The 19732-nt window shown below is 63.0% G+C and carries 19 protein-coding genes; 4 read left to right on the top strand and 15 right to left on the bottom strand.

Translation table 11 applies throughout. From position 1 onward, the window contains the following. Positions 1 to 94 precede the first annotated feature (94 nt). The 3 genes from pnp to truB form a co-directional block, all read right to left on the bottom strand. Positions 95 to 2452 carry a polyribonucleotide nucleotidyltransferase gene (gene pnp / locus IEW00_RS00240; RefSeq protein ID WP_188512370.1) on the bottom strand — a complete coding sequence of 786 codons (2358 nt, stop codon included), beginning with the start codon at positions 2450 to 2452 and terminating at the stop codon, positions 95 to 97. Between the two features lie 206 nt (positions 2453 to 2658). After that, on the bottom strand, positions 2659 to 2928 hold the full coding sequence (gene rpsO, locus IEW00_RS00235) for a 30S ribosomal protein S15 (protein WP_188512369.1): 270 nt from the start codon (positions 2926 to 2928) through the stop codon (positions 2659 to 2661). A gap of 23 nt (positions 2929 to 2951) precedes the next feature. Next, entirely contained in the window at positions 2952 to 3956 is a 1005-nt protein-coding gene (gene truB / locus IEW00_RS00230; protein ID WP_188512368.1) for a tRNA pseudouridine(55) synthase TruB, read from the bottom strand. A 68-nt stretch (positions 3957 to 4024) separates the two neighbouring features. Here truB and IEW00_RS00225 point away from each other — a divergent pair, with 68 nt between their 5' ends. Further along, complete coding sequence (locus tag IEW00_RS00225) at positions 4025 to 5443, top strand: hypothetical protein (protein WP_188512367.1); 1419 nt, start codon at positions 4025 to 4027, stop codon at positions 5441 to 5443. On the opposite strand, the gene IEW00_RS00220 is transcribed toward IEW00_RS00225, so the two are convergent. The 9 genes from IEW00_RS00220 to rimP all read right to left on the bottom strand — a co-directional run bounded on the left by IEW00_RS00220 (position 5440) and on the right by rimP (position 13317). Next, positions 5440 to 5985 (bottom strand): GNAT family N-acetyltransferase, encoded by a 546-nt coding sequence (locus IEW00_RS00220; RefSeq protein WP_188512366.1) that lies wholly within the window; start codon positions 5983 to 5985, stop codon positions 5440 to 5442. The two genes, IEW00_RS00225 and IEW00_RS00220, sit on opposite strands and share 4 nt — an antisense overlap. Then, positions 5982 to 6557 (bottom strand): thymidine kinase, encoded by a 576-nt coding sequence (locus IEW00_RS00215; RefSeq protein ID WP_188512365.1) that lies wholly within the window; start codon positions 6555 to 6557, stop codon positions 5982 to 5984. Before IEW00_RS00215 ends, IEW00_RS00220 begins: the two co-directional genes overlap by 4 nt. Further along, the gene (locus IEW00_RS00210; protein WP_268235771.1) at positions 6557 to 6949 is read right to left on the bottom strand and encodes a type II toxin-antitoxin system VapC family toxin; all 393 of its coding nucleotides are present in this window, start codon (positions 6947 to 6949) and stop codon (positions 6557 to 6559) included. Before IEW00_RS00210 ends, IEW00_RS00215 begins: the two co-directional genes overlap by 1 nt. Then, a complete protein-coding gene (locus tag IEW00_RS00205) occupies positions 6946 to 7230 on the bottom strand; it encodes an AbrB/MazE/SpoVT family DNA-binding domain-containing protein (protein WP_188512363.1) in 285 nt (94 codons plus the stop codon). Before IEW00_RS00205 ends, IEW00_RS00210 begins: the two co-directional genes overlap by 4 nt. Before the next feature lie 31 nt (positions 7231 to 7261). Beyond that, positions 7262 to 7672 (bottom strand): 30S ribosome-binding factor RbfA, encoded by a 411-nt coding sequence (gene rbfA / locus IEW00_RS00200; protein ID WP_188512362.1) that lies wholly within the window; start codon positions 7670 to 7672, stop codon positions 7262 to 7264. Positions 7673 to 7737: 65 nt separating this feature from the next. Then, complete coding sequence (infB, locus tag IEW00_RS00195) at positions 7738 to 10317, bottom strand: translation initiation factor IF-2 (RefSeq protein ID WP_188512361.1); 2580 nt, start codon at positions 10315 to 10317, stop codon at positions 7738 to 7740. 93 nt (positions 10318 to 10410) lie between these two features. Next, positions 10411 to 11118, bottom strand: a complete 708-nt coding sequence (locus IEW00_RS00190; protein WP_188512360.1) for a DUF448 domain-containing protein — start codon at positions 11116 to 11118, stop codon at positions 10411 to 10413. Then, positions 11099 to 12736, bottom strand: coding sequence for a transcription termination factor NusA (nusA, locus tag IEW00_RS00185; RefSeq protein ID WP_188512359.1), 1638 nt, complete (start codon positions 12734 to 12736; stop codon positions 11099 to 11101). Before nusA ends, IEW00_RS00190 begins: the two co-directional genes overlap by 20 nt. A gap of 2 nt (positions 12737 to 12738) precedes the next feature. Further along, positions 12739 to 13317, bottom strand: a complete 579-nt coding sequence (gene rimP, locus IEW00_RS00180; protein ID WP_188512358.1) for a ribosome maturation protein RimP — start codon at positions 13315 to 13317, stop codon at positions 12739 to 12741. 343 nt (positions 13318 to 13660) lie between these two features. Here rimP and IEW00_RS00175 point away from each other — a divergent pair, with 343 nt between their 5' ends. After that, on the top strand, positions 13661 to 14347 hold the full coding sequence (locus IEW00_RS00175) for a L,D-transpeptidase family protein (RefSeq protein ID WP_229736721.1): 687 nt from the start codon (positions 13661 to 13663) through the stop codon (positions 14345 to 14347). A gap of 87 nt (positions 14348 to 14434) precedes the next feature. Next, the gene (locus IEW00_RS00170) at positions 14435 to 14782 is read left to right on the top strand and encodes a GntR family transcriptional regulator (RefSeq protein ID WP_188512357.1); all 348 of its coding nucleotides are present in this window, start codon (positions 14435 to 14437) and stop codon (positions 14780 to 14782) included. Positions 14783 to 14862: 80 nt separating this feature from the next. On the opposite strand, the gene IEW00_RS00165 is transcribed toward IEW00_RS00170, so the two are convergent. From IEW00_RS00165 to IEW00_RS00155, 3 genes are read right to left on the bottom strand one after another with little or no spacing between them, the layout of a single operon-like run. Then, positions 14863 to 16206: a dicarboxylate/amino acid:cation symporter gene (locus IEW00_RS00165; RefSeq protein ID WP_188512356.1), complete on the bottom strand. Its 1344-nt coding sequence runs from the start codon at positions 16204 to 16206 to the stop codon at positions 14863 to 14865. A 57-nt stretch (positions 16207 to 16263) separates the two neighbouring features. Then, positions 16264 to 17466, bottom strand: a complete 1203-nt coding sequence (locus IEW00_RS00160; RefSeq protein ID WP_188512355.1) for a M24 family metallopeptidase — start codon at positions 17464 to 17466, stop codon at positions 16264 to 16266. Beyond that, positions 17463 to 18731, bottom strand: coding sequence for an NAD(P)/FAD-dependent oxidoreductase (locus tag IEW00_RS00155; protein ID WP_188512354.1), 1269 nt, complete (start codon positions 18729 to 18731; stop codon positions 17463 to 17465). The genes IEW00_RS00160 and IEW00_RS00155 overlap by 4 nt, the downstream gene beginning before the upstream one ends. A 55-nt stretch (positions 18732 to 18786) precedes the next feature. On the opposite strand from IEW00_RS00155, the gene IEW00_RS00150 reads away from it, so the two are divergent. Beyond that, positions 18787 to 19716 carry a dihydrodipicolinate synthase family protein gene (locus IEW00_RS00150; protein WP_188512353.1) on the top strand — a complete coding sequence of 310 codons (930 nt, stop codon included), beginning with the start codon at positions 18787 to 18789 and terminating at the stop codon, positions 19714 to 19716. Positions 19717 to 19732 lie beyond the last annotated feature (16 nt).

Genomic DNA, 19732 nt, shown 5'->3' with positions numbered 1-19732 from the left:
ATCCCCATAAAAAACCGGCCGGAAGCGTGATGCTTCCAGCCGGTCTTTGTCGCGCTACGGGCTAACCCGCAATGCTAGCAGCGAACTGTTAGTCTCAGTTGTCGCCGGTGATGAAGTCGGGCAGGCCGGCGTCACCACCGGTGTTGCCGCCTTCGCCGCCTTCTGCGCGGCCGCGACCACGGCCACCGCCGGTGCGCTCGCCACCGCGATCACCGCCGCCGGAACGTTCGCCGCCACGACCACCGTCGCGACCACGTCCGCCATCGCCATCACGGCGGGGGCGACGGTCGCCGCGATCACCACGGTCGCCACGATCACCGCGCTCGCGCGGTTCACGGGCAGGGCGGGTGTCTTCGAGCTCTTCACCGGTTTCCTGATCGACGACGCGCATCGACAGGCGAACCTTGCCGCGCGGATCGATCTCGAGCACCTTGACCTTGACTTCCTGACCTTCGGTGAGGACGTCGGCGACCTTTTCGACCCGCTCGTTGCGGATTTCCGAAACGTGGACCAGACCGTCCTTGCCGCCCATGAAGTTCACGAACGCGCCGAAATCGACCATGTTGACGACCTTGCCGTCATAGACCTTGCCGACTTCCGCTTCCTGGGTGATGCCCAGGATCCACTTGCGTGCGGCTTCAATCTGGCTGACGTCGGACGAGCTGATCTTGATCAGGCCTTCGTCGTCGATGTCGACCTTGGCGCCGGTTTCAGCGACGATCTCGCGGATCACCTTGCCGCCGGTGCCGATGACTTCACGGATCTTCGACTTGTCGATCTGCAGCGTCTCGATACGCGGAGCATGCGCCGATAGCTCGGTGCGGGTGCTGTCGAGCGCCTTGGCCATTTCGCCCAGGATGTGCGCACGGCCTTCCTTGGCCTGTTCCAGGGCCTTGGCCATGATCTCGCGGGTGATGCCGGCGATCTTGATGTCCATCTGCATCGTGGTGATGCCTTCGGATGTGCCAGCCACCTTGAAGTCCATGTCGCCGAGGTGATCTTCATCGCCCAGGATGTCCGACAGGACAGCGAACTCGCTGCCTTCGAGGATCAGGCCCATCGCGATGCCCGACACCGGACGCTTGAGCGGAACGCCTGCATCCATCATCGAGAGCGAACCGCCGCAGACCGTTGCCATCGACGAGGAGCCGTTGGATTCGGTGATGTCGGACAGAACGCGGATCGTATAGGGGAACTCGTCCTTGGTCGGCAGCACGGGGTGTAGCGCACGCCATGCCAGCTTGCCATGACCCACTTCACGACGGCCCGGCGCGCCGAAGCGGCCGACTTCACCGACCGAATAGGGCGGGAAGTTGTAGTGCAGCATGAAGTTTTCGTAACTAAGCCCGGTCAGGCCGTCGATCATCTGCTCGCTGTCCTTGGTGCCCAAGGTGGTGGTGCAGATCGACTGCGTTTCACCGCGCGTGAACAGCGCCGAACCATGGGTGCGGGGCAGGAAGCCGACCATCGCTTCGATCGGACGGATCTGCGTGGTGGTGCGACCATCGATGCGGCTGCCGTCCTTGAGGATGGCACCGCGGACGATTTCCGCTTCCAGCTTCTTCATCAGCTTGTTCGCGGCCATTTGGTCCTGCGGGCTTGCGTCGGCAAATGCTGCCTTGGCCTTGGCGCGGGCTTCGTTGAGCGCGTTCGAGCGGGCCGACTTGTCGGTCAGCTTGTAGGCAGCGGCAATGTCGTCACCGATCAGACCGCGCAGCTTTTGCTTGGCAGCCGAGAGATCGGCCTGAGCGGCCATTTCCCAAGGTTCCTTGGCAGCCTGCTCGGCCAGCTTGATGATCGCGCCGACGATGTCGCGGCATGCATCATGCGCGAACTCGACGGCGCCGAGCATGATTTCCTCGGAAAGCTCCTTGGCTTCCGATTCGACCATCATCACCGCATCGTTGGTGGCCGCGACGACGAGATCGAGCTCGCCCGCCTTGACCTGCTCCATCGACGGGTTGAGCTGGTACTCGCCTTCGGCATAGCCGACGCGGACCGCGCCGATCGGGCCCATGAACGGCACGCCCGACAGCGTCAGCGCAGCCGATGCTGCGACCATCGCCACCATATCGGGCTCGGATTCGCCGTCAAACGACAGAACCTGACAAATCACGTTGATTTCGTTGTAGAAACCTTCGGGGAACAGCGGGCGGACAGGGCGGTCGATCAGGCGGCTGGTCAGCGTTTCCTTTTCGGTCGCGCCGCGCTCACGCTTGAAGAAGCCACCGGGGATGCGGCCTGCTGCGGAGAATTTTTCCTGATAGTGAACGGTCAGCGGGAAGAAATCCTGGCCTTCCTTCACCGATTTTGCGGCGGTCACGGCGCACAGCACCACGGTTTCGCCATAGGTGGCCAGCACAGCGCCGTCCGCCTGACGGGCGATACGGCCCGTTTCGAGCTTGAGGGTCTTTCCGCCCAACTCGATTTCTACAGTCTTTACGTCAAACATGGTATTTCCTTATCGAACCCGGTGCGCCCTATTGCGGACCGGGGCCTCTTGGTGTTGCCAGGCTGACCGGCCTGGCGCGGTTCGGGGCGCGTTTCGTGCCCCGGCTGAACCTTCCTGCCTCATTGCGGGAAAGGTCCGTTTGCTGCGCCCGGTTTTGCAGGGCGCAGATAAACGAACGGCCCCGCTGGGGGGCCGTTCGAGAATGCTTACTTGCGCAAACCCAGCTTGGCGATCAGGTCGCTGTAGCGGGTTGTGTCCTTCTTCTTCAGATAGTCCAGCAGCGAGCGCCGCTTGTTCACCATCATCAGCAGGCCACGACGCGAATGGTTGTCCTTGTGGTGCGCCTTGAAGTGGTCGGTCAGGTTGTTGATGCGCTCGGTCAGGATTGCAACCTGTACCTCGGGCGAACCGGTATCACCGGCTTCGCGCGCATGTTCCTTGATCACTTCTTCTTTGCGCTCTGCACTAATCGTCATAAATTCATGTGTCCTTCGAACATCTATCCAAGGTTGAAGCCGCGCACCACCCGAACCTCATGGTCCGAAAGCGAAACAAGAGCGAGCGGAGTGCCATCACTCCCCCGCGCCCAATATCGCCCATCGTGTGCGGCTATCCCGGTCACGACCTGCCCCCTTTGGAGCCGCCTTGCCTGATCGGGGGTGAGGTCTAGAGCCGGGATGTCGTCCAGCCCTGCCTCGAATGGCAAGATTATGTCTTCTGGGGCCGCGCCATGGCGGATTTGCTCCAGATTGTCCAGCGAAATCGCCCCTGCGAGCGTGAACGGCCCGGCCTGTGTGCGGCGCAGCATGGTGACATGGCCGACGGTTCCCAGCGCCTGCGCGATGTCGCGCGCGAGGCTGCGGATGTATGTGCCTTTGGAGACGGAAGCGGTGAGGGTGATGGCATTCAAATCCTCCCCGGCACGGGGAGGGGGACCATCCGCAGGATGGTGGAGGGGCAGCGGGGTAGAGCCCAAGCTCAGCTCGTTTGCACCCGCTTCCCCTCCACCGCTTCGCGGTCCCCCTCCCCGTGCCGGGGAGGATTTAAGCGCATGGATCGTAACCGCCCTTGACGCCAGTTCCACCTCCTCGCCGGCCCGCGCCAGATCATACGCGCGCTTGCCGTCCACCTTGAGCGCCGAGAACGCGGGCGGCACCTGCTCGATTGGCCCGGTAAAGCGTCCTAGCACCGTCTCGATCTGCTCCAGCGTTGGCCGCACGTCGCTGTGCGCCACCGGCTTGCCCTCGACGTCGAGCGTGTCGGTCTGCACCCCAAACGCAATCGTGAAGTCATAGGTCTTGTCGCCGTTGAGCATCTGGCCGGTGAGCTTGGTCGCCTCGCCCAGCGCGATCGGCAGCACGCCGGTCGCCAGCGGATCGAGCGTACCGCCATGGCCGACCTTGACCTTGCCGTGGCCACCAGCGCGAAACGCGCGCTTGACCGCGGTCACCGCGTCGGTTGATCCCATGCCATAGGGCTTGTCCAAAATGATCCATCCGTGCATCGTCAGCGCCGTTAGCAGCCTTGTGCCGCTTAACCAAATGCCAACGCGGCTTTGCTAGTGCTGAGGCCATGACCAACCGTCAGATCCTGTCGCTCGAACTCAACGAACTGTGCGCGCCCTTGCTGGACCGCTGGATGGCGGATGGATCGCTGCCCAATTTCCGCAGGCTGCACGGACAATCCCATGTGTTCGAGACGCAGGCCGATACGTATAGCCCCGACCAGCTGGAGCCGTGGATTCAGTGGTATTCGATCCACACGGGGCTGGCGTTCGATCAGCATCACGTCTTCCGGCTGACCGATGGGCGCGGCGCGGAGCATCGCGATATCTGGCAGGTGGTCGGTGAGGCGGGCAGTCCGGTGATGAACTTCGCCAGCATGAACGCGCGGCCATTCGCCAAGCCCGGATCGCTCTATGTCGGCGATCCTTGGAGCGAGCAAGGTGATGCCTTTCCACCCGAGCTCAATATCTACAACCGGTTCGTCGGGCACAACGTGCGCGAATATTCGAACGCCGACAACCGGCTGTCGGCAAACGATTACGCCGCGTTCCTGCGCTTTGCGCTGACCCACGGTCTGTCGGCGGCGACGGCGATGCGCATTACCTCGCAGCTCGCGGGCGAAAAGCTCGGCAAGACCGGCAGCCATGCCCGAGTCGCGATACTCGACGCGCTGCAGTACGACGTGTTCGCGCATTATTACCGCCGCATCCGTCCGCGCTTTGCCAGCTTCTTTGCCAATTCGGTGGCGCACCTGCAGCACAGCTATTGGCGGCATATGGACCCGTCCGCCTTCACGGTGAAACCGGAGGCGGGCGAAACCGCGCGTTATGGCAGTGCGATCTATGACGGCTATGTCGCGATGGATGCGATGGTCGGGCGGTTCCTCGATCTGGCGGCAAAGCACGATGCGCTGATCGTGTTCCAGACCGCGCTCAGCCAGCAGCCGTTTGCGCGGTACGAGAACCAGGGCGGCCAGCACTTCTTGCGGCTGCGCGATCACAAGGCGTTTCTGGCACAATGCGGGATCGTTTGCCGTTCGGCTGATCCGACGATGACCCATCAGTACATGCTGCGGTTCAACAGCGCTGCCGATCGCGCCGCTGCAAAGGCCCGGCTTGAGGCATTCACGCTTGCTGATGGCTATCAGGTCTTCGCTACCCGCGATGATGGCGATGCAGATGCGCTCTATTTCGGCTGCCAGGTCAGCTGGCAGATCGATGATGATACGCCGATGACCGACACCGCGAAAGGCAGAACGCTGACCATCGGATCGCTGCTGTATGCGATGGAAGGCGTCAAAAGCGGCTGCCACAGCCCGTCGGGATCGCTGTGGATCGCGACCGGCGAGCATGTGAAACATGGTGCGCCGGTGTCGATTCTCGATATCTACCCCACGATGCTCGACCTGATGGGGCTGCCAGCACCCGAAGCCGACCATCGCGGGCACAGTCTGGCAGCGTTGCTGAGCACACGCGCGGCGGCCTAACCGCGCGCTTCGGGCCAATCTTCGCGTAGCAGGCCGAATACGCAGGTATCGCGGACATAGCCTGTCCAAGTGATGCGGTTGCGCCGCAGCGTGCCTTCATGCACAGCGCCGAGCTTGAGTACTGCGGCCTGGCTGCGCTGGTTGCGGGTGTCGACGCGGAACTCGATCCGGGTAAAGCCGCAGGCGAAGGCGCGGTTTATCATCAGCCGCTTGACCACGGTATTGACCCCCGCAGCGCCCCGCGCCGATGGCTCGATATAGGTGCCGCCGATCTCGACGACGTGGTTGCGTTCGTCGGGCGCGATGTAGCAGCTCATCCCGACAAGCGTGCCGTTATGGATGACGGCAAACCGAACCCAATTGCTAGTGGCGTGGAACTCTTCCATCGCGCGGTCGAAATGTTCACCCAGCATCGAGACCGGATATATCTCCCAGATATCCGGGTCGCGCGCGCACGCTGCACGCAGGGGCTCGATATGGAGGTCGGCCAGCGGTTCAAGCCTGACGTCGCCATCGACCATCTCGATGCCCAAGGCGCTCATGCCATCTTCGCCATGAAATGCTTGCGGCACAGCGCGATGTATCGATCATTGCCGCCGATTTCGGTCTGCGCGCCTGTCTTCACCGCTTGGCCGGTCTCATCGACGCGCAGGTTCATCGTCGCCTTGGCGCCACATTCGCACACCGCTTTGAGCTCGACCAGATGATCGGCGATCGCGAGCAATTGCGCGCTGCCGGGGAAGAGCTCGGCCTGGAAATCGGTGCGAAGGCCATAGCATAGGACCGGGATCTTGAGCTCGTCGCTGATCCGCGCGCACTGGAACACCTGCGCCTTGGTGAGGAACTGTGCCTCGTCCACCAGTACGCAATCAAGCGGCGCGGAGGCGAGATCGAGCGCGACGGCGGCAAAGATATCGGTCTGCGCCTCGAACAGATATGCTGGCGCATTGAGCCCGATCCGCGATGTGATCTGTCCGGTACCGAACCGATCGTCATGCGCCGCGGTCCACAGCATCGCGCGCATCCCCCGCTCTACGTAGTTGAACGCCGCCTGCAGCAGTGTCGAGGATTTACCCGCGTTCATCGAGGCGTAGTAGAAATAGAGCTTGGCCATCAGCGTGCCAGCTCGACTGTCACCGGTGCATGCGTTCCCGCCTGTGCCTCCAACTTTTTGTCAAATGTCGCAAACCGCTCAGCACCCATCGAATAAGCAAGGTGCAGCAGATCGGCCAGATCGGAGGCGGCTTCGGCATGCCGATTGAGAGCCCATCGAACCTCCGGTTCATTAGCGACACGTATGGTCTGAAGATCCAGCACCCCTGAAATCGCTTCTGAAATCGCACGCCGGTCGAGCCGGTAGATGGATTGAAGTGCCCAGGCTACTTCGACAAGCACAGTAGCAGGAATATAGGCGGGATGGTTCATCAACTCGCGGGCCACAGCAGCCTGATCGGGATCGTCTTCCATGATGGCCCGAAGAACTATATTCGTATCGAGGGCTCTCATTCAGCTTGCGGCTTACCGTATTTTTCTTTGATGGCACGTTCAATGCCCTCTCGAATTTCCTCGTCGGAAACATACGGACCATCATAGTGAACCGCCGCGCGAACGCGCGCCCAGGCTTCTTCCGCCGTTGCAGCCTTTTGTATTTTCGGGCGCTTCAACAATACGCCTTCAGGCGTCTCGACCATCTCCACCACCGCGCCGTTCACAAAGCGGTACCGTTCACGAACATCCTTGGGGATGACGATCTGACCTTTGGCCGAGAATTTGACGTTCGCGTTCATTGCATGAACATACGTCTTACCCGGTAAGACGTCAATCTGCGGCGTCGTCCTTGCCCAGATCCTGCGCCACTTTGGGTGCGCTCAGCAGCTTGTCGATATGGCTGCCGGTGTCGAAGCTGTCATCGGCGAGGAACTTGAGCTTGGCCGCATATTTGGTGCGGATCCGCGCTGCGACTTCCTTCTGGAAAAACGCGGTGTTGGTGCGCAACGCCTTGAGCACCGCCTCCTCGTCCCGCCCCAGCAGGGGTTTGACGAACACCGTGGCGTGGCGCAGGTCGGGTGACATGCGTACCTCGGTGATCGAGATGGTGGTCGCGGTCAGCACCTTGTCGTGCACTTCGTCGCGCGCGAGCAGCTCGGACAGCACGTGCCGCACCTGCTCGCCCACGCGGAGCACGCGGACCGAACGCCCTTCGGGGCTGATATCGTTATGCTTGGCCATAATGTCCTTTCACGACGCCCCACCATCCGTGATCGTAAAGATCAGCGGACGGCGGGGGTCACGAATTACAAGGTCCGGTCGCGCATTTCGACGTCGAACGTTTCCAGAATATCGCCCGGCTTGATGTCGTTCGTATCCTGCAACACCACGCCACATTCCAGACCGGTGCGCACTTCGGCGACATCGTCCTTGAACCGGCGCAGCGAGGCGATGACCGTCTTGCTGACGATGACATCGTCGCGCGTGATACGGGCATGCAGCCCCTTGCGCATGATGCCGTCGGTGACGAGCAGACCTGCTGCCTTGTCCTTCTTGCCCGCCGGGAAGATTTCCTTGATCTCGGCGCGGCCGACGATGGTTTCGATGCGCTCGGGGCCAAGGACCCCTGCCATCTCGCCGCGGATATCGTCGAGCAGATCGTAGATGATGTCGAAGTACTTGAACCGCACACCATCGCGCGTCGCCAGTGCCCGTGCCTGCGCGTTGGCGCGGACATTGAAGCCGATGATCGGCGCATTCGATGCCTTGGCCAAAGTCACGTCGGACTCGGTGATCGCACCCACGCCAGCGTGCAGCACGCGGGCCTTGATGTCATCGGTCGAGATCTTGTTGAGCGCGGTGACGATCGCTTCGACCGAACCCTGCACATCGCCCTTGACCAACACCGGATATTCCTTGGCGCGGTTGGCGGCGAGCGACGAGAACATCGTGTCGATGTTGGTCGGTGCCATCGTCGTGCGCTTTTCGAGCGCCTTCTGGCGGCGATAGTCGGCGACTTCACGCGCACGCTGCTCGTTCTCGACCACGGTGAGCTTGTCGCCCGCAGACGGCACGCCGGTGAGGCCCAGAACTTCGACAGGCTCGGAGGGACCAGCAGAGGGAACCTGCTTGCCCTTGTCGTTGATCAGCGCACGCACCTTGCCCGATTGCTCGCCCACGACGAAGATGTCGCCGCGCTTGAGCGTTCCGCGCTGCACCAGCACTGTTGCAACAGGGCCGCGGCCCTTGTCGAGCTTGGCCTCGATTACGACCGCCTCGGCGGCGCGATCGGGGTTAGCCTTCAATTCGAGAAGTTCAGCCTGCAGCAGGATCTTGTCGACCAGGCCTTCGAGGTTGATCTTCTTGAGCGCGGAGACTTCCACGTCCTGCACGTCGCCAGACATCGCTTCCACGATGACCTCGTGCTCGAGCAGGCGTTCGCGGATCTTCTGCGGGTTGGCCCCGTCCTTGTCGACCTTGTTGATCGCCACGATCATCGGCACGCCTGCTGCCTTGGTGTGGTTGATCGCCTCGATCGTCTGCGGCATCAGGCCGTCATCGGCCGCCACCACCAGGATGACGATATCGGTGACATTGGCACCACGTGCGCGCATTTCGGTAAAGGCCGAGTGGCCCGGGGTGTCGAGGAACGTGATCTTGTCACCCGATGCCACCTTCACCTGATAGGCTCCGATATGCTGGGTAATCCCGCCGGCTTCGCCCGCAACCACATCGGTGCCACGCAGGGCATCAAGCAGGCTGGTCTTGCCGTGATCGACATGGCCCATGATCGTCACCACCGGCGCGCGGGGCGACTGGGTTTCATCGGCATCGACATCAGCATCGTGATCGATTTCGATATCGGAATCGGACACGCGGGTGATCTTGTGGCCGAATTCCTCAACCAGCAGCTCTGCGGTATCCTGATCGATTGCCTCGTTGATGGTGACCATCATGCCCAGCTTGAACAGCGACTTGACCAGATCGGAACCCTTTTCGGCCATGCGATTGGCCAGTTCCTGGATCGTGATCACTTCCGGCACGACGACATCACGGACCTGCTTGGGCTGAGCCTCGCGGCTCTGGCCCGACATATGCGAACGACGTTCCTTGTCGCGCGCGCGTTTGAGCGCGGCGAGGCTGCGCGCACGCGCACCGCCATCACCTTCGTTGAGTGCCTTGCTGACGGTCAGCTTGCCCGACTGGCGACGGTTGTCGACAACCTTGGCGCCGGCGGTCTTCTTGGGCTTGATTTCGGGGCGCGGGGGCGATGCCACCGGCGTGAAGCGGCGCGGAGGAGGAACCACTGCAGGCTTGGCTTCTTCGGGGGCAGCGGCTTCAGTTGCAGCTGGCTCAGCCTTGGCTTCGACAGGTGCGCCTTCCGGCGGGGTGCTGGCAGCGACTGGCGCAGCAGGCGCGGCGTCGGCTGCTGGGGCAGGCGCAGGAGCTGGAACAGCAACTGGCTCGCTTTCGGCCTTCTTAACATCTTCGGCGCGACGGCGCGCCTCTTCGGCAGCGCGCTGCTTTTCCTCGGTTTCGCGGCGACGCGCTTCCTCGAGCGATGACAGGCGGGCTTCCTCGGCTTCGCGTAGGAGCTTTTCTTGCAGCTCGCGGCGGCTCAGCATCGATGACTGGGGCGGACGCGGGGGCGGCGGGGCTGCCGCCGGCGCAGGAGTGGGGGCAGGGGCCGGGGCGGGCGCGGGAGCAGGTGCGGCAACAGGCGCTTCGCCCGGCTTGCCGACCAGCTTGCGGCGCTTCACTTCGACCACGACCTTGTTGGTGCGACCGTGGCTGAAAGTCTGCTTGACTTCGCCAGCCTCGACAGAACGCTTTAGCCCCAGAGGCTTGCGACCCAGTGTCGGCTTGTTTTCGGTATCTTCACTCATCGAACAGACTCAATCCTCAATAAATACGTCACGTCGGGCGATGGGTTCAGCATCGCCGGTTCGCGTGGGGCGATCCACGCACGCCAATACGCGCTAGATCGTCATTCCGGGGGCAGGTTCGGCCCCCTCCCCTTTGAAATGCAGCAATCGGCCAAGAAACTGGTCAATGCGCGCGGCGGCGCGATGATCGGTCAGCGCAACGTGTACCGCGTTATCGCGCCCCAATGCCACAGACAGGCGGGTGCGGTCTACAGGCAATACTATGCCGCGTTCCCCGCTTCCCTCGGTTTCGTTGCCCACGCGCCAGGCTTGATCAAGCTTGCCGTTTCCGTCGGCTGCGGCATCGCTGGCGTGCAGCAGCATCATCACTTTGCCACGGCGTGCGGTCTCGGCAATCCGGTCGGATCCTGTCAAAAGCGTACCAGAACGTGCTTCGAGGCCCAGGCGATCGAGCAGCGCGCGAGTCAGCGCTTCCTCGATCGCTTGCGGAAGGTCGTCGGGGATGGTGATCGGTCCGGTCTTGAAAGCGCGGGCGAGGGCGCCTTTCAGCTTGCCCTTGACGATCGCCTCTTCAAGGCCGGTGCGGTCGACGCCAATCCAAGCGCCGCGCCCTGGTGCCTTGGCACGTACGTCGGGCGCGACTACGCCATCAGGGCTGATCGCCAGCCGTATCAGATGCGTGCGCTCATCCCGTTCGCCGCTGAGGATACAGCGGCGGATGGGACCTTCTGCGGTGTCGGCAGAGGGGGTAGGCGCGTCGGCTGCTAGATCAGCAACCGTGTCATTGGGAGGTTTCCGCATTCGCGTCCTCCCCAGCTTCTGGTGCAGCTTCAGCCGTGTCTTCGTCCTCGAACCAGTGCGCGCGCGCGGCCATGATGATCTCGTTGCCCTGCTCTTCGTTCAGACCATAGGTCGCCAGCACGCCGCCCTTGTCTTCGGGGCGCTTGTTCGACGGCGCCGAATTGTCACGGCGACGCTGCTCGACGCGCTTCTTGGCGATCAGCTCGTCGGTGGCCAGATCTGCCAGATCGTCGAGCGTTTTGATGCCGGCCTTGCCCAGCGTCACCAGCATAGCTTCGGTGAGGTGCGGCAGCTCGGCCAGCGCATCTTCGACACCCAGGCCGCGACGTTCCTCGCGCGACGCTTCTTCGCGACGATCGAGCGCTTCCTGCGCGCGGTTCTGCAGTTCGGCAGCCAACTCGTCGTCAAAGCCTTCGATGCTCGAAAGCTCGTCGGGCGACACATAAGCCACTTCCTCCAGCTCGCTGAAGCCTTCGGCGACCAGCAGCTGCGACAGCGTTTCATCGACGTCGAGTTCGTTCTGGAACAGCTCGGAGCGCTCGGTGAATTCCTTCTGGCGCTTCTCGCTGGATTCGGCCTCGGTCATGATGTCGATGGCCGAGCCGGTGAGCTGGCTGGCCAGACGCACGTTCTGGCCGCGACGACCGATGGCGAGCGACAACTGATCGTCGGGAACGACGACTTCGATGCGGCTTTCTTCCTCGTCGATCACCACGCGGCTGACGGTGGCGGGCTGGAGCGCGTTGACCACGAACGTCGCGGTGTCTTCGGACCAAGGGATGATGTCGATCTTTTCGCCCTGCATTTCCTGCACGACGGCCTGAACGCGGCTGCCCTTCATGCCGACGCAGGCGCCGACGGGGTCGATCGAGCTGTCATAGCTGATCACGCCGATCTTGGCGCGGCTGCCCGGATCGCGCGCAGCGGCCTTGATCTGGATGATGCCATCGTAGATTTCTGGCACTTCGAGTTCGAACAGCTTGCGCATGAAATCGGGGTGCGCGCGGCTGAGGAAAATCTGCGGCCCACGGTTTTCACGGCGGACGTTGAGGATGATCGCGCGGATGCGATCACCGACGCGGGCGACTTCGCGCGGGATCTGCTGTTCGCGGCGAATGACGCCTTCGGCGCGGCCCAGGTTGACGATGACATGGCCGAACTCGACCGACTTGACGACACCGGTGATGATCTCGCCGACGCGGTCCTTGAACTCTTCATGCTGGCGCTCGCGCTCGGCGTCGCGGACCTTCTGAAAGATCACCTGCTTGGCGGCCTGCGCATCGATGCGGCCCAGATCCACGGCAGGAAGCGGATCGACGATGAAATCGCCGACGACCGCGCCGTCCTGCAGCTTCTGCGCGGCCTTGACGTCGACCTGCTTGAAATAATCCTCGACCGTCTCGACCACCTCGACGACGCGCCACAGGCGAAGATCGCCGGTGTTGCCGTCAAGCTTGGCACGGATGTCGTTCTCGGCGCCATAACGGGCCCGGGCAGCGCGCTGGATCGCCTCTTCCATCGCTTCCAGCACGATGGATTTGTCGATCATCTTTTCGGTTGCCACCGAATTGGCGATGGCGAGAAGTTCAGCCTTGTTGGCGGAAATGGCGCTGGCCATGATCAGTCTTCCTGTTCTTCGAGAGATTCAGTTTCCGGGGTTTCGTCGAATTCTTCGATGTCATCCGCGCCGCTGGTATCGAGCGGGCGGGTCGCGGCAATCAATTTGTTGGTCAGCATCAATTTGGCGCTGATGACATTCGAATGCGGCACGGTGACCGCGCCGGTCTTCTTGTCCTGCACGGTGATCTGATCGCCTTCGAGGCTCAGCAGATCGCCGGTGAGTTGCTTGCGGCCCAGCGCGGGTTCATGCAGCACCAGCCGTGCTTCATGCCCCAGCCAGTTGCCGAAATCCTTGAGCCGGGTCAGAGGGCGGTCGATGCCGGGCGAGCTGACCTCGAGCCGGTAGGAACCGGGGACCGGGTCCTTGCCGGCTTCTTCGAGCGCATCGAACACTTCGGAGATGCGGCGCGACAGGCTGGCGCAATCGTCGATGTTGAGCTGGCCGGTGTCGGGCCGTTCGGCCATGATTTGCAGTGTCCGCTCGTCGCCCGCACCAAACAGATGCACGCGCACAAGATCAAAGCCGAGCGCGTTGGCTTCGGGTTCGATCAGGGCAGACACGGCAGGAAGGTCGGTCAAAAGCGAGGTCTCACAAATTGCTGGCACGGGTACAAATATCGTTCTGGCGGCAAAAGCGGTGTGGTGCCGGCCCCCAGCGGCGCCAGCCCGTCAAGCTTCAACAACCATGTCGGGATGGATCGCCATATAAGCGTGTGCACGTGCATTGGCAAGAATTATGTCGCCCGGCGCAGCACCCGCGCGGCATGGGCAATGGCGCCATCTGCCGCGTTAACCCGCCGGGCCTGCACCGTCCCGCCAGGGGACGGGCCCAAGCGGGCGCTGGCGATTCGGGGCCTTCGTGCGTAGGATCATTTCAACGCCGCACCCCTGCGGTGAATCGGCATCGACGAAGGACGCGACCATGGCAGCATACTGGCCCAAGGCAAGGCACCTCGCAGGCGCCGGGATGCTGGCATCGGCCGCATTGCTGGTCACCGCCGTGGTTACCAGCGCGCCGAGTGATGCGGCGATCAAGCCCGCCAGCGTGGCTGCGATCCCCGGTGCCGATGGCGCTGAAGGGCAGGTACCCGAAACCCGCACGCTGACCAAGGCAGAGGCTGCGGCGACCAGCCCCGAACAGATCGGCTATCCGATCAAAAGCGTGATGACCATCGATGGTCCGCTGGGCCATGGCAATTATTACTGGGACGAAAGCCGCGCGCCCGCCACCGGACCGATGCTGATCACGGTCGATCTGGAAGCGCAGACGCTCTCGGTGTTCCGCGACGGACACGAGATCGGCGTTGCGGTGATCCTGTATGGCACGCCGGAAAAGCCGACGCCGCTGGGCGCGTTCCCGATCACGCAAAAGAACGCCGATCACGTCTCGAACCTCTATGATGCGCCGATGCCATTCATGCTGCGGCTGACAAATGATGGCGTGGCGGTGCACGGTAGCGATGTCGAATGGGGCTATGGCACGCGCGGCTGCATCGGGGTTCCGACCGCATTCGCCCAGAAGCTGTTCGATCAGGTCAAGCTGGGCGATATCGTCATCATCACTGACGGTCAGCGCATCAACGTGGGCGATGCGGTGAGCGGTGTTTGAGCCTGATCCATCGGCATCTGTTCGCTGATGTTACCCCCGGGCGAATGCGCTTGACCTGACACGCTGTATTATGGCAGTGAGGCAGTGATGGCAGACAACAGCAAACCCGTATATCTCAAGTTGCGCGATATCATTGCAGCATCGATCCTTGATGGCGTTTATGCGGAGGGCGACATGCTTCCTTCGGTTCGCGCGTTCGCCGCCGAGCAGCAGGCCAACCCGCTGACCGTCGCTAAGGCCTATCAGATGTTTCAGGACCAGGGTCTGGTCGAAGTGCAGCGCGGGGTCGGCATGTATGTCGCCGATGGCGCGACCGAGAAACTGCGCACCATGGAGCGTGACGATTTCCTCGAGCACATCTGGCCCCCGGTGCTGCGGCAGATGCAGCGCATCGGCCTGTCACCAGCCACCTTGCTGGCTGACGAAAAGGCTTAAGGCCAAAGGCTTAGGGCCAGACGCTTAAGGCCAAACGCTTAGGGCCAAACGCTTAGGGCCAAACGCTTAGGGCCAAACGCTTAGGGATCGACCGCCCCTTCGGGCAGGTCCTCGACACGAGGCAGCAGACCTGCAAGCGCCGCATCGAACTGCTCCTTGTCGAGCCGTCCTTCCCATTTCGATACCACCACCGTCGCCACCGCATTGCCGATGAAGTTGGTCAGGCTGCGGCATTCGGACATGAACCGGTCGATCCCCAGGATCAGCGCCATTCCCGCCACCGGTACCGCAGGCACGATCGACAGCGTCGCGGCCAGCGTGATGAAGCCCGCGCCGGTCACGCCCGCCGCGCCCTTGGACGAGATCATCGCCACGCCCAGCAACAGCAATTGCTCGCCGAGCGACAACTCGACATTGCACGCCTGTGCGATGAACAGCGCCGCCAGCGTCATGTAGATGTTGGTGCCATCCAGGTTGAAGCTATAGCCGGTGGGAACGACAAGGCCCACGACCGTCTTGGGGCATCCGGCGCGCTCCATCTTCTCGATCAGCGAGGGCAATGCGCTTTCGGAGGACGACGTGCCCAGCACCAGCAGCAATTCGGCCTTGAGATAGCTGATCAGCTTGAGAATCGAAAAACCGCAGAACCGCGCGACAGCACCCAGCACCACCAGCACGAACAACAATGAGGTTGCATAGAAGGTCGCGACCAGTGCGGCGAGATTGGCGAGCGTGCCGATGCCATACTCGCCGATGGTGAACGCCATCGCGCCGAATGCGCCGATGGGCGCGGCCTTCATCACGATGCCGACCAGCTTGAAGAACGCGGTCGAGGCCTCTTCGAGCAGATCGAGCAATCGCGCGCCCTTTTCGCCGATCATCGCCAGCGAGACGCCGAACAGGATCGAGACAAACAGCACCTGGAGCAGGTTGCCCTCGCTGAGCGAAGACAGGAAGGTATCGGGAACGATCGATGTCAGAAACCCGGTAATGCTGGTGTCCTGCGCCTTGGCCGCAAATTCCTCGACCTTGCTGGTGTCGAGTGTGGCAGGGTCGATGTTCAGGCCATCCCCCGGGCGCACGACATTGGCGACGATCATCCCAATGAACAGGGCGAGCGTCGAAAAGAACAGGAAATAGGCAAACGCCTTGCCCGCCACGCGGCCGACGCTGGCGAGATCGCGCATCCCCGCAATCCCGGTGACGATGGTCAGGAAGATCACCGGCGCGATGACCATCTTGACGAGCTTGATGAACACATCGCCAAAGGGCTTCATCGCCGCGCCGGTCTCGGGCACGAAATGCCCCAAGGCCACGCCTGCGATGATTGCGACAAGCACCTGCAGGTAAAGCTGGGCATACCAGGCCTTGCGTGGAGGCGGCGATGTGGTGAGCGGTTCTGAGGGGTTGACTGAGATGATCATCGCGATGGCCTATCACCGTCGCGCGCCTGCTCCAACGGCGATAGTCCAAAAGCCCGCTTACCCAAAAGGCGCGTCGATCGCGACCTGCGGCTGGGTGAACCAGCGGGGGCCGTGTTCGGCCATGTAGAAGTGGTCCTCCAACCGTACGCCGAAGCGGTCGGGAATGACGATCATCGGTTCGTTGGAGAAGCACATTCCTGTGGCAAGCGGGGTCGTGTCACCACGCACTAGATAGCAAGGCTCGTGGATCGACAGGCCGATGCCATGCCCGGTGCGATGCGGCAGGCCGGGAAGGGCATAATCCGGGCCGAGGCCTGCGGCTTCGAGGGCATCACGGGCAGCCTGATCGACGGTTTCGCACGGGCGACCGGGCTGCGCGGCAGCAAAGGCTGCGGCCTGTGCTGCCTTTTCGAGGTCCCAGATCCGACGTTGCTCGTCGTTGGGCGTGCCAAAGACATAGCTGCGAGTGATATCCGAGTGATAGCCCTGCACCGTGGTTCCGGTGTCGATCAGCACCATGTCGCCCTCGCGCAGTTCGGGGTCACCGGGGACGCCATGTGGAAACGCGGTGCCGTGACCGAACTGGACCATGCAGAAGGTGCTGCCCGCGCCGCCGCCATTGATCGCGCGGTGCGCCTGGTCGATGAAGCGGATCACTTCGCTGGCGCGCATACCTTCGCGCAGCGTCAGCGCGGCGCGGCGGTGGACCTCGAGCGTCATCGATTTGGCCTGCTGCATCAGCGCGATTTCAGCAGGCGACTTAGTCATCCGGCAGCCATCGACCGCAGCTGCACCGCTGACCAGCGCAAGGCCGGGCGCATCAAGGGCAATCCGATCGACGAACAGGAAGGGCAGCGCCGGGTCGATCGCGAGCGTGGTTGCGCCCCGCGCCTTGCACGCATCGGCGACCAGCGCGGTGGGCGATTGATCCTCCTGCCACAGCCGGAATTCCGCCTTGATCTGCATTTCGGCCTCGAGCGAGCCCAGCTCGAAATACGGCGCGATGAGCACCGGGTCGCCGGTCACCGGGATCAGCAGCGCCACCAGCCGCTCGGTCGCCCCCCATGGTACGCCCGCGAAATAGCGCAGCGATGTGCCGGCACCGATGATCAGCGCATCGGCGCCACTGTCGCGGGTCAGCTGCCGCGCCTTTTCGATCCGCGCCAGACGTTCGTCGGTGCTGATCGGCGCGGCGATGTCGGTCCAGGGAGTGATCGCGGCCAATTGCTGCGCGGGGTTCGATCCGCCAATGCCTGTCATGTCGTGTCTCCAAATCGTGCCGGGTCGAAGGGGGTGAGATCGGCCACGGGTGGCCTGCCTGTGGCGAGCGCGGCAATCGCCTCGCCGGTGACTGCCGCCAATGTCATCCCCAGATGCTGATGTCCAAACGCGTATAGCAGATTGGCCGCGCGTCTGCTGCGTCCGATCGCAGGAAGGTAATCGGGCAGGGTGGGCCGCGCGCCGATCCATTCGCTTGCCGGTGCCTCGAATGGCAGGCCAAGCGCTGCGACATGCGCGCGCAACTTGCGCCATTTGCCCGGATCGGGCGGCGCATCGTGCGCGGAAAACTCGATGAAGCTTGCTGCGCGCAGGCCACCTGCAAAGCGGGTGACGATCATCGATCGGTCCTCGAACGCCACGGGGGGCATATCTTCGGGCCAACGACTATCCGGCGACTGGATGTGATAGCCGCGCTCGGCGATCAGCGGGATGCGTGCTCCCATCGGGCGCAAAAGGTCTGCCGACGCCGCGCCTGCGCTCAATACGATGTGGTCCGCGGTAAGCCGCTCGCTGCCGACCCTGCCGAATGCCGCGCCGCCCTCGATGTGCAGGCCTTCGATCTTCGCATGGCGAACCGTGCCGCCTGCATCCAACAGACCCTGGCGCATCGCTTGGGCAAGCGCGCCAAGGTCGGTGATCTGCCCTGATCCGCCAAAGCGCACCGCGCCGGCGATCCCGCTTTTGGGGGCAAGTGCGCGGATCGCGGCCAGTTCATCATAGGTCGCATCGCGAACAGTGGCGGTCCCGATGTCGGTCGACAGCCAGTGCGCACGGCCCTTGGCGGCGGTGGCCTCGCTTTCCCATGCGACGAAGTGTCCGTCCTGCCGCAACAGCAACGCTGTACCGGTCAGGTCGCACACCCGCTGCCACGCGGGCATGGCCTGGGCCAGCAGCGCGGACAGTGCCGTCGTCCCCGCGACAAAACGGGCAGGGGCACTCGCGCGCAGCAGCTTGAGCGCAAACGGGCCCCAGCTGCCGATCTGGCTGACTGGCAGCGCCAGCGCGCCATGCGGATACAACCGGCCGAGCGCACCTGCGATCATCGCCCGAGAGGCGAGCGGCTGAACCTGCTCGACCGCGATATGGCCCGCGTTGCCCCAGGATGCGCCTTGCGGCTTTTCTTGCGGCTCCAACACTGTCACACTCAACCCCGAACGTTGCAGGTGCAGCGCACACGAGAGGCCGACAAGGCCCCCGCCGATCACCAGTGCGGTCTGAGCAGAAGAGGATGAGCCGTTTTTCATCTTGTGAGCCAAATGATATACGGTATACGATATTGACCGCAACCGGAGTTTTCGTGTGACCAGCACTGCAACCAAGACACTGTGGCAGGGTGTCTATCCCGCCGCCACAACCCAGTTCACCGAATCGCTTGCGATCGATCACGATGCTACCCAGCGGGTGCAGACGGCTCTGGTCGACGATGGCGTCGATGGCCTGATCGTCCTGGGCACCTGCGGCGAGAACAACTCGCTCGAGGCTGATGAGAAGCTCGCGGTGCTGAAAGGCGCGGTCGAGGCGGTGGGCAACCGGGTGCCGCTGGTCGCAGGGGTATCCGAATTCACCACCGACCGCGCAATCAGATATGCGCAAGCTGCCGAAGCGATCGGCATCGACGCGCTGATGCTGCTGCCTGCGATGGTCTATGTGCCCAATCTCAACGAGCTCTACACCCATTTCCGCACGGTGGCAGAGGCGACCAGCCTGCCCATCATGCTCTACAACAACCCGCCGGCCTATCGCGTCAACGTCGATTTCGACACGCTGGCGCGGCTCGAGGAGGTGCCCAACATCGTCGCAATCAAGGAAAGCGCGCCCGATCCGCGCCGCTTCACCGATCTGTATAACCAGTTCGGCGATCGCTACACCTTGATGGCCGGGCTCGACGATGTCGCGCTGGAAGGCCTGATGCTGGGCGCGTCGGGCTGGGTTTCGGGGCTGACCAGCGCGTTTCCGCAGGAATCGGTGGCGCTAGTCGCGGCGCAGCGGCGCGGCGATTATGCCGAGGCGCTGCGGATCTATCGCTGGTTCATGCCGCTGCTCCACCTCGACGCCGAGCATGACCTGGTCCAGTCGATCAAGCTGGCCGAGCAGATCATGGGGCGCGGATCGGAGCGAGTGCGGATGCCGCGCATGCCGCTGTCGGGCCAGCGCCGCGCCGATGTCATTGCATGGGTGGAAGCATGCGCCGCCACCCGGCCGCTGACTGACATCGCCGACGCGGCCTGACGGCGCGCTCCCGCTG

Source organism: Blastomonas aquatica, from assembly GCF_014639875.1.
GTDB lineage: Bacteria > Pseudomonadota > Alphaproteobacteria > Sphingomonadales > Sphingomonadaceae > Blastomonas > Blastomonas aquatica.
This window is presented reverse-complemented; position numbering and strand designations above follow the sequence as displayed.

Coding starts and splice junctions, on each gene's coding strand:
- IEW00_RS00170 (WP_188512357.1), top strand. CDS start 14,435: ATGGCAGACAACAGCAAACCCGTATATCTCAAGTTGCGCGATATCATT.
- infB (WP_188512361.1), bottom strand. CDS start 10,317: ATGAGTGAAGATACCGAAAACAAGCCGACACTGGGTCGCAAGCCTCTG.
- IEW00_RS00160 (WP_188512355.1), bottom strand. CDS start 17,466: ATGACAGGCATTGGCGGATCGAACCCCGCGCAGCAATTGGCCGCGATC.
- truB (WP_188512368.1), bottom strand. CDS start 3,956: ATGCACGGATGGATCATTTTGGACAAGCCCTATGGCATGGGATCAACC.
- IEW00_RS00225 (WP_188512367.1), top strand. CDS start 4,025: ATGACCAACCGTCAGATCCTGTCGCTCGAACTCAACGAACTGTGCGCG.
- IEW00_RS00175 (WP_229736721.1), top strand. CDS start 13,661: ATGGCAGCATACTGGCCCAAGGCAAGGCACCTCGCAGGCGCCGGGATG.
- pnp (WP_188512370.1), bottom strand. CDS start 2,452: ATGTTTGACGTAAAGACTGTAGAAATCGAGTTGGGCGGAAAGACCCTC.
- IEW00_RS00165 (WP_188512356.1), bottom strand. CDS start 16,206: ATGATCATCTCAGTCAACCCCTCAGAACCGCTCACCACATCGCCGCCT.
- IEW00_RS00210 (WP_268235771.1), bottom strand. CDS start 6,949: ATGAGAGCCCTCGATACGAATATAGTTCTTCGGGCCATCATGGAAGAC.
- IEW00_RS00205 (WP_188512363.1), bottom strand. CDS start 7,230: ATGAACGCGAACGTCAAATTCTCGGCCAAAGGTCAGATCGTCATCCCC.
- IEW00_RS00215 (WP_188512365.1), bottom strand. CDS start 6,557: ATGGCCAAGCTCTATTTCTACTACGCCTCGATGAACGCGGGTAAATCC.
- IEW00_RS00220 (WP_188512366.1), bottom strand. CDS start 5,985: ATGAGCGCCTTGGGCATCGAGATGGTCGATGGCGACGTCAGGCTTGAA.
- IEW00_RS00155 (WP_188512354.1), bottom strand. CDS start 18,731: ATGAAAAACGGCTCATCCTCTTCTGCTCAGACCGCACTGGTGATCGGC.
- IEW00_RS00190 (WP_188512360.1), bottom strand. CDS start 11,118: ATGCGGAAACCTCCCAATGACACGGTTGCTGATCTAGCAGCCGACGCG.
- rpsO (WP_188512369.1), bottom strand. CDS start 2,928: ATGACGATTAGTGCAGAGCGCAAAGAAGAAGTGATCAAGGAACATGCG.
- nusA (WP_188512359.1), bottom strand. CDS start 12,736: ATGGCCAGCGCCATTTCCGCCAACAAGGCTGAACTTCTCGCCATCGCC.
- rbfA (WP_188512362.1), bottom strand. CDS start 7,672: ATGGCCAAGCATAACGATATCAGCCCCGAAGGGCGTTCGGTCCGCGTG.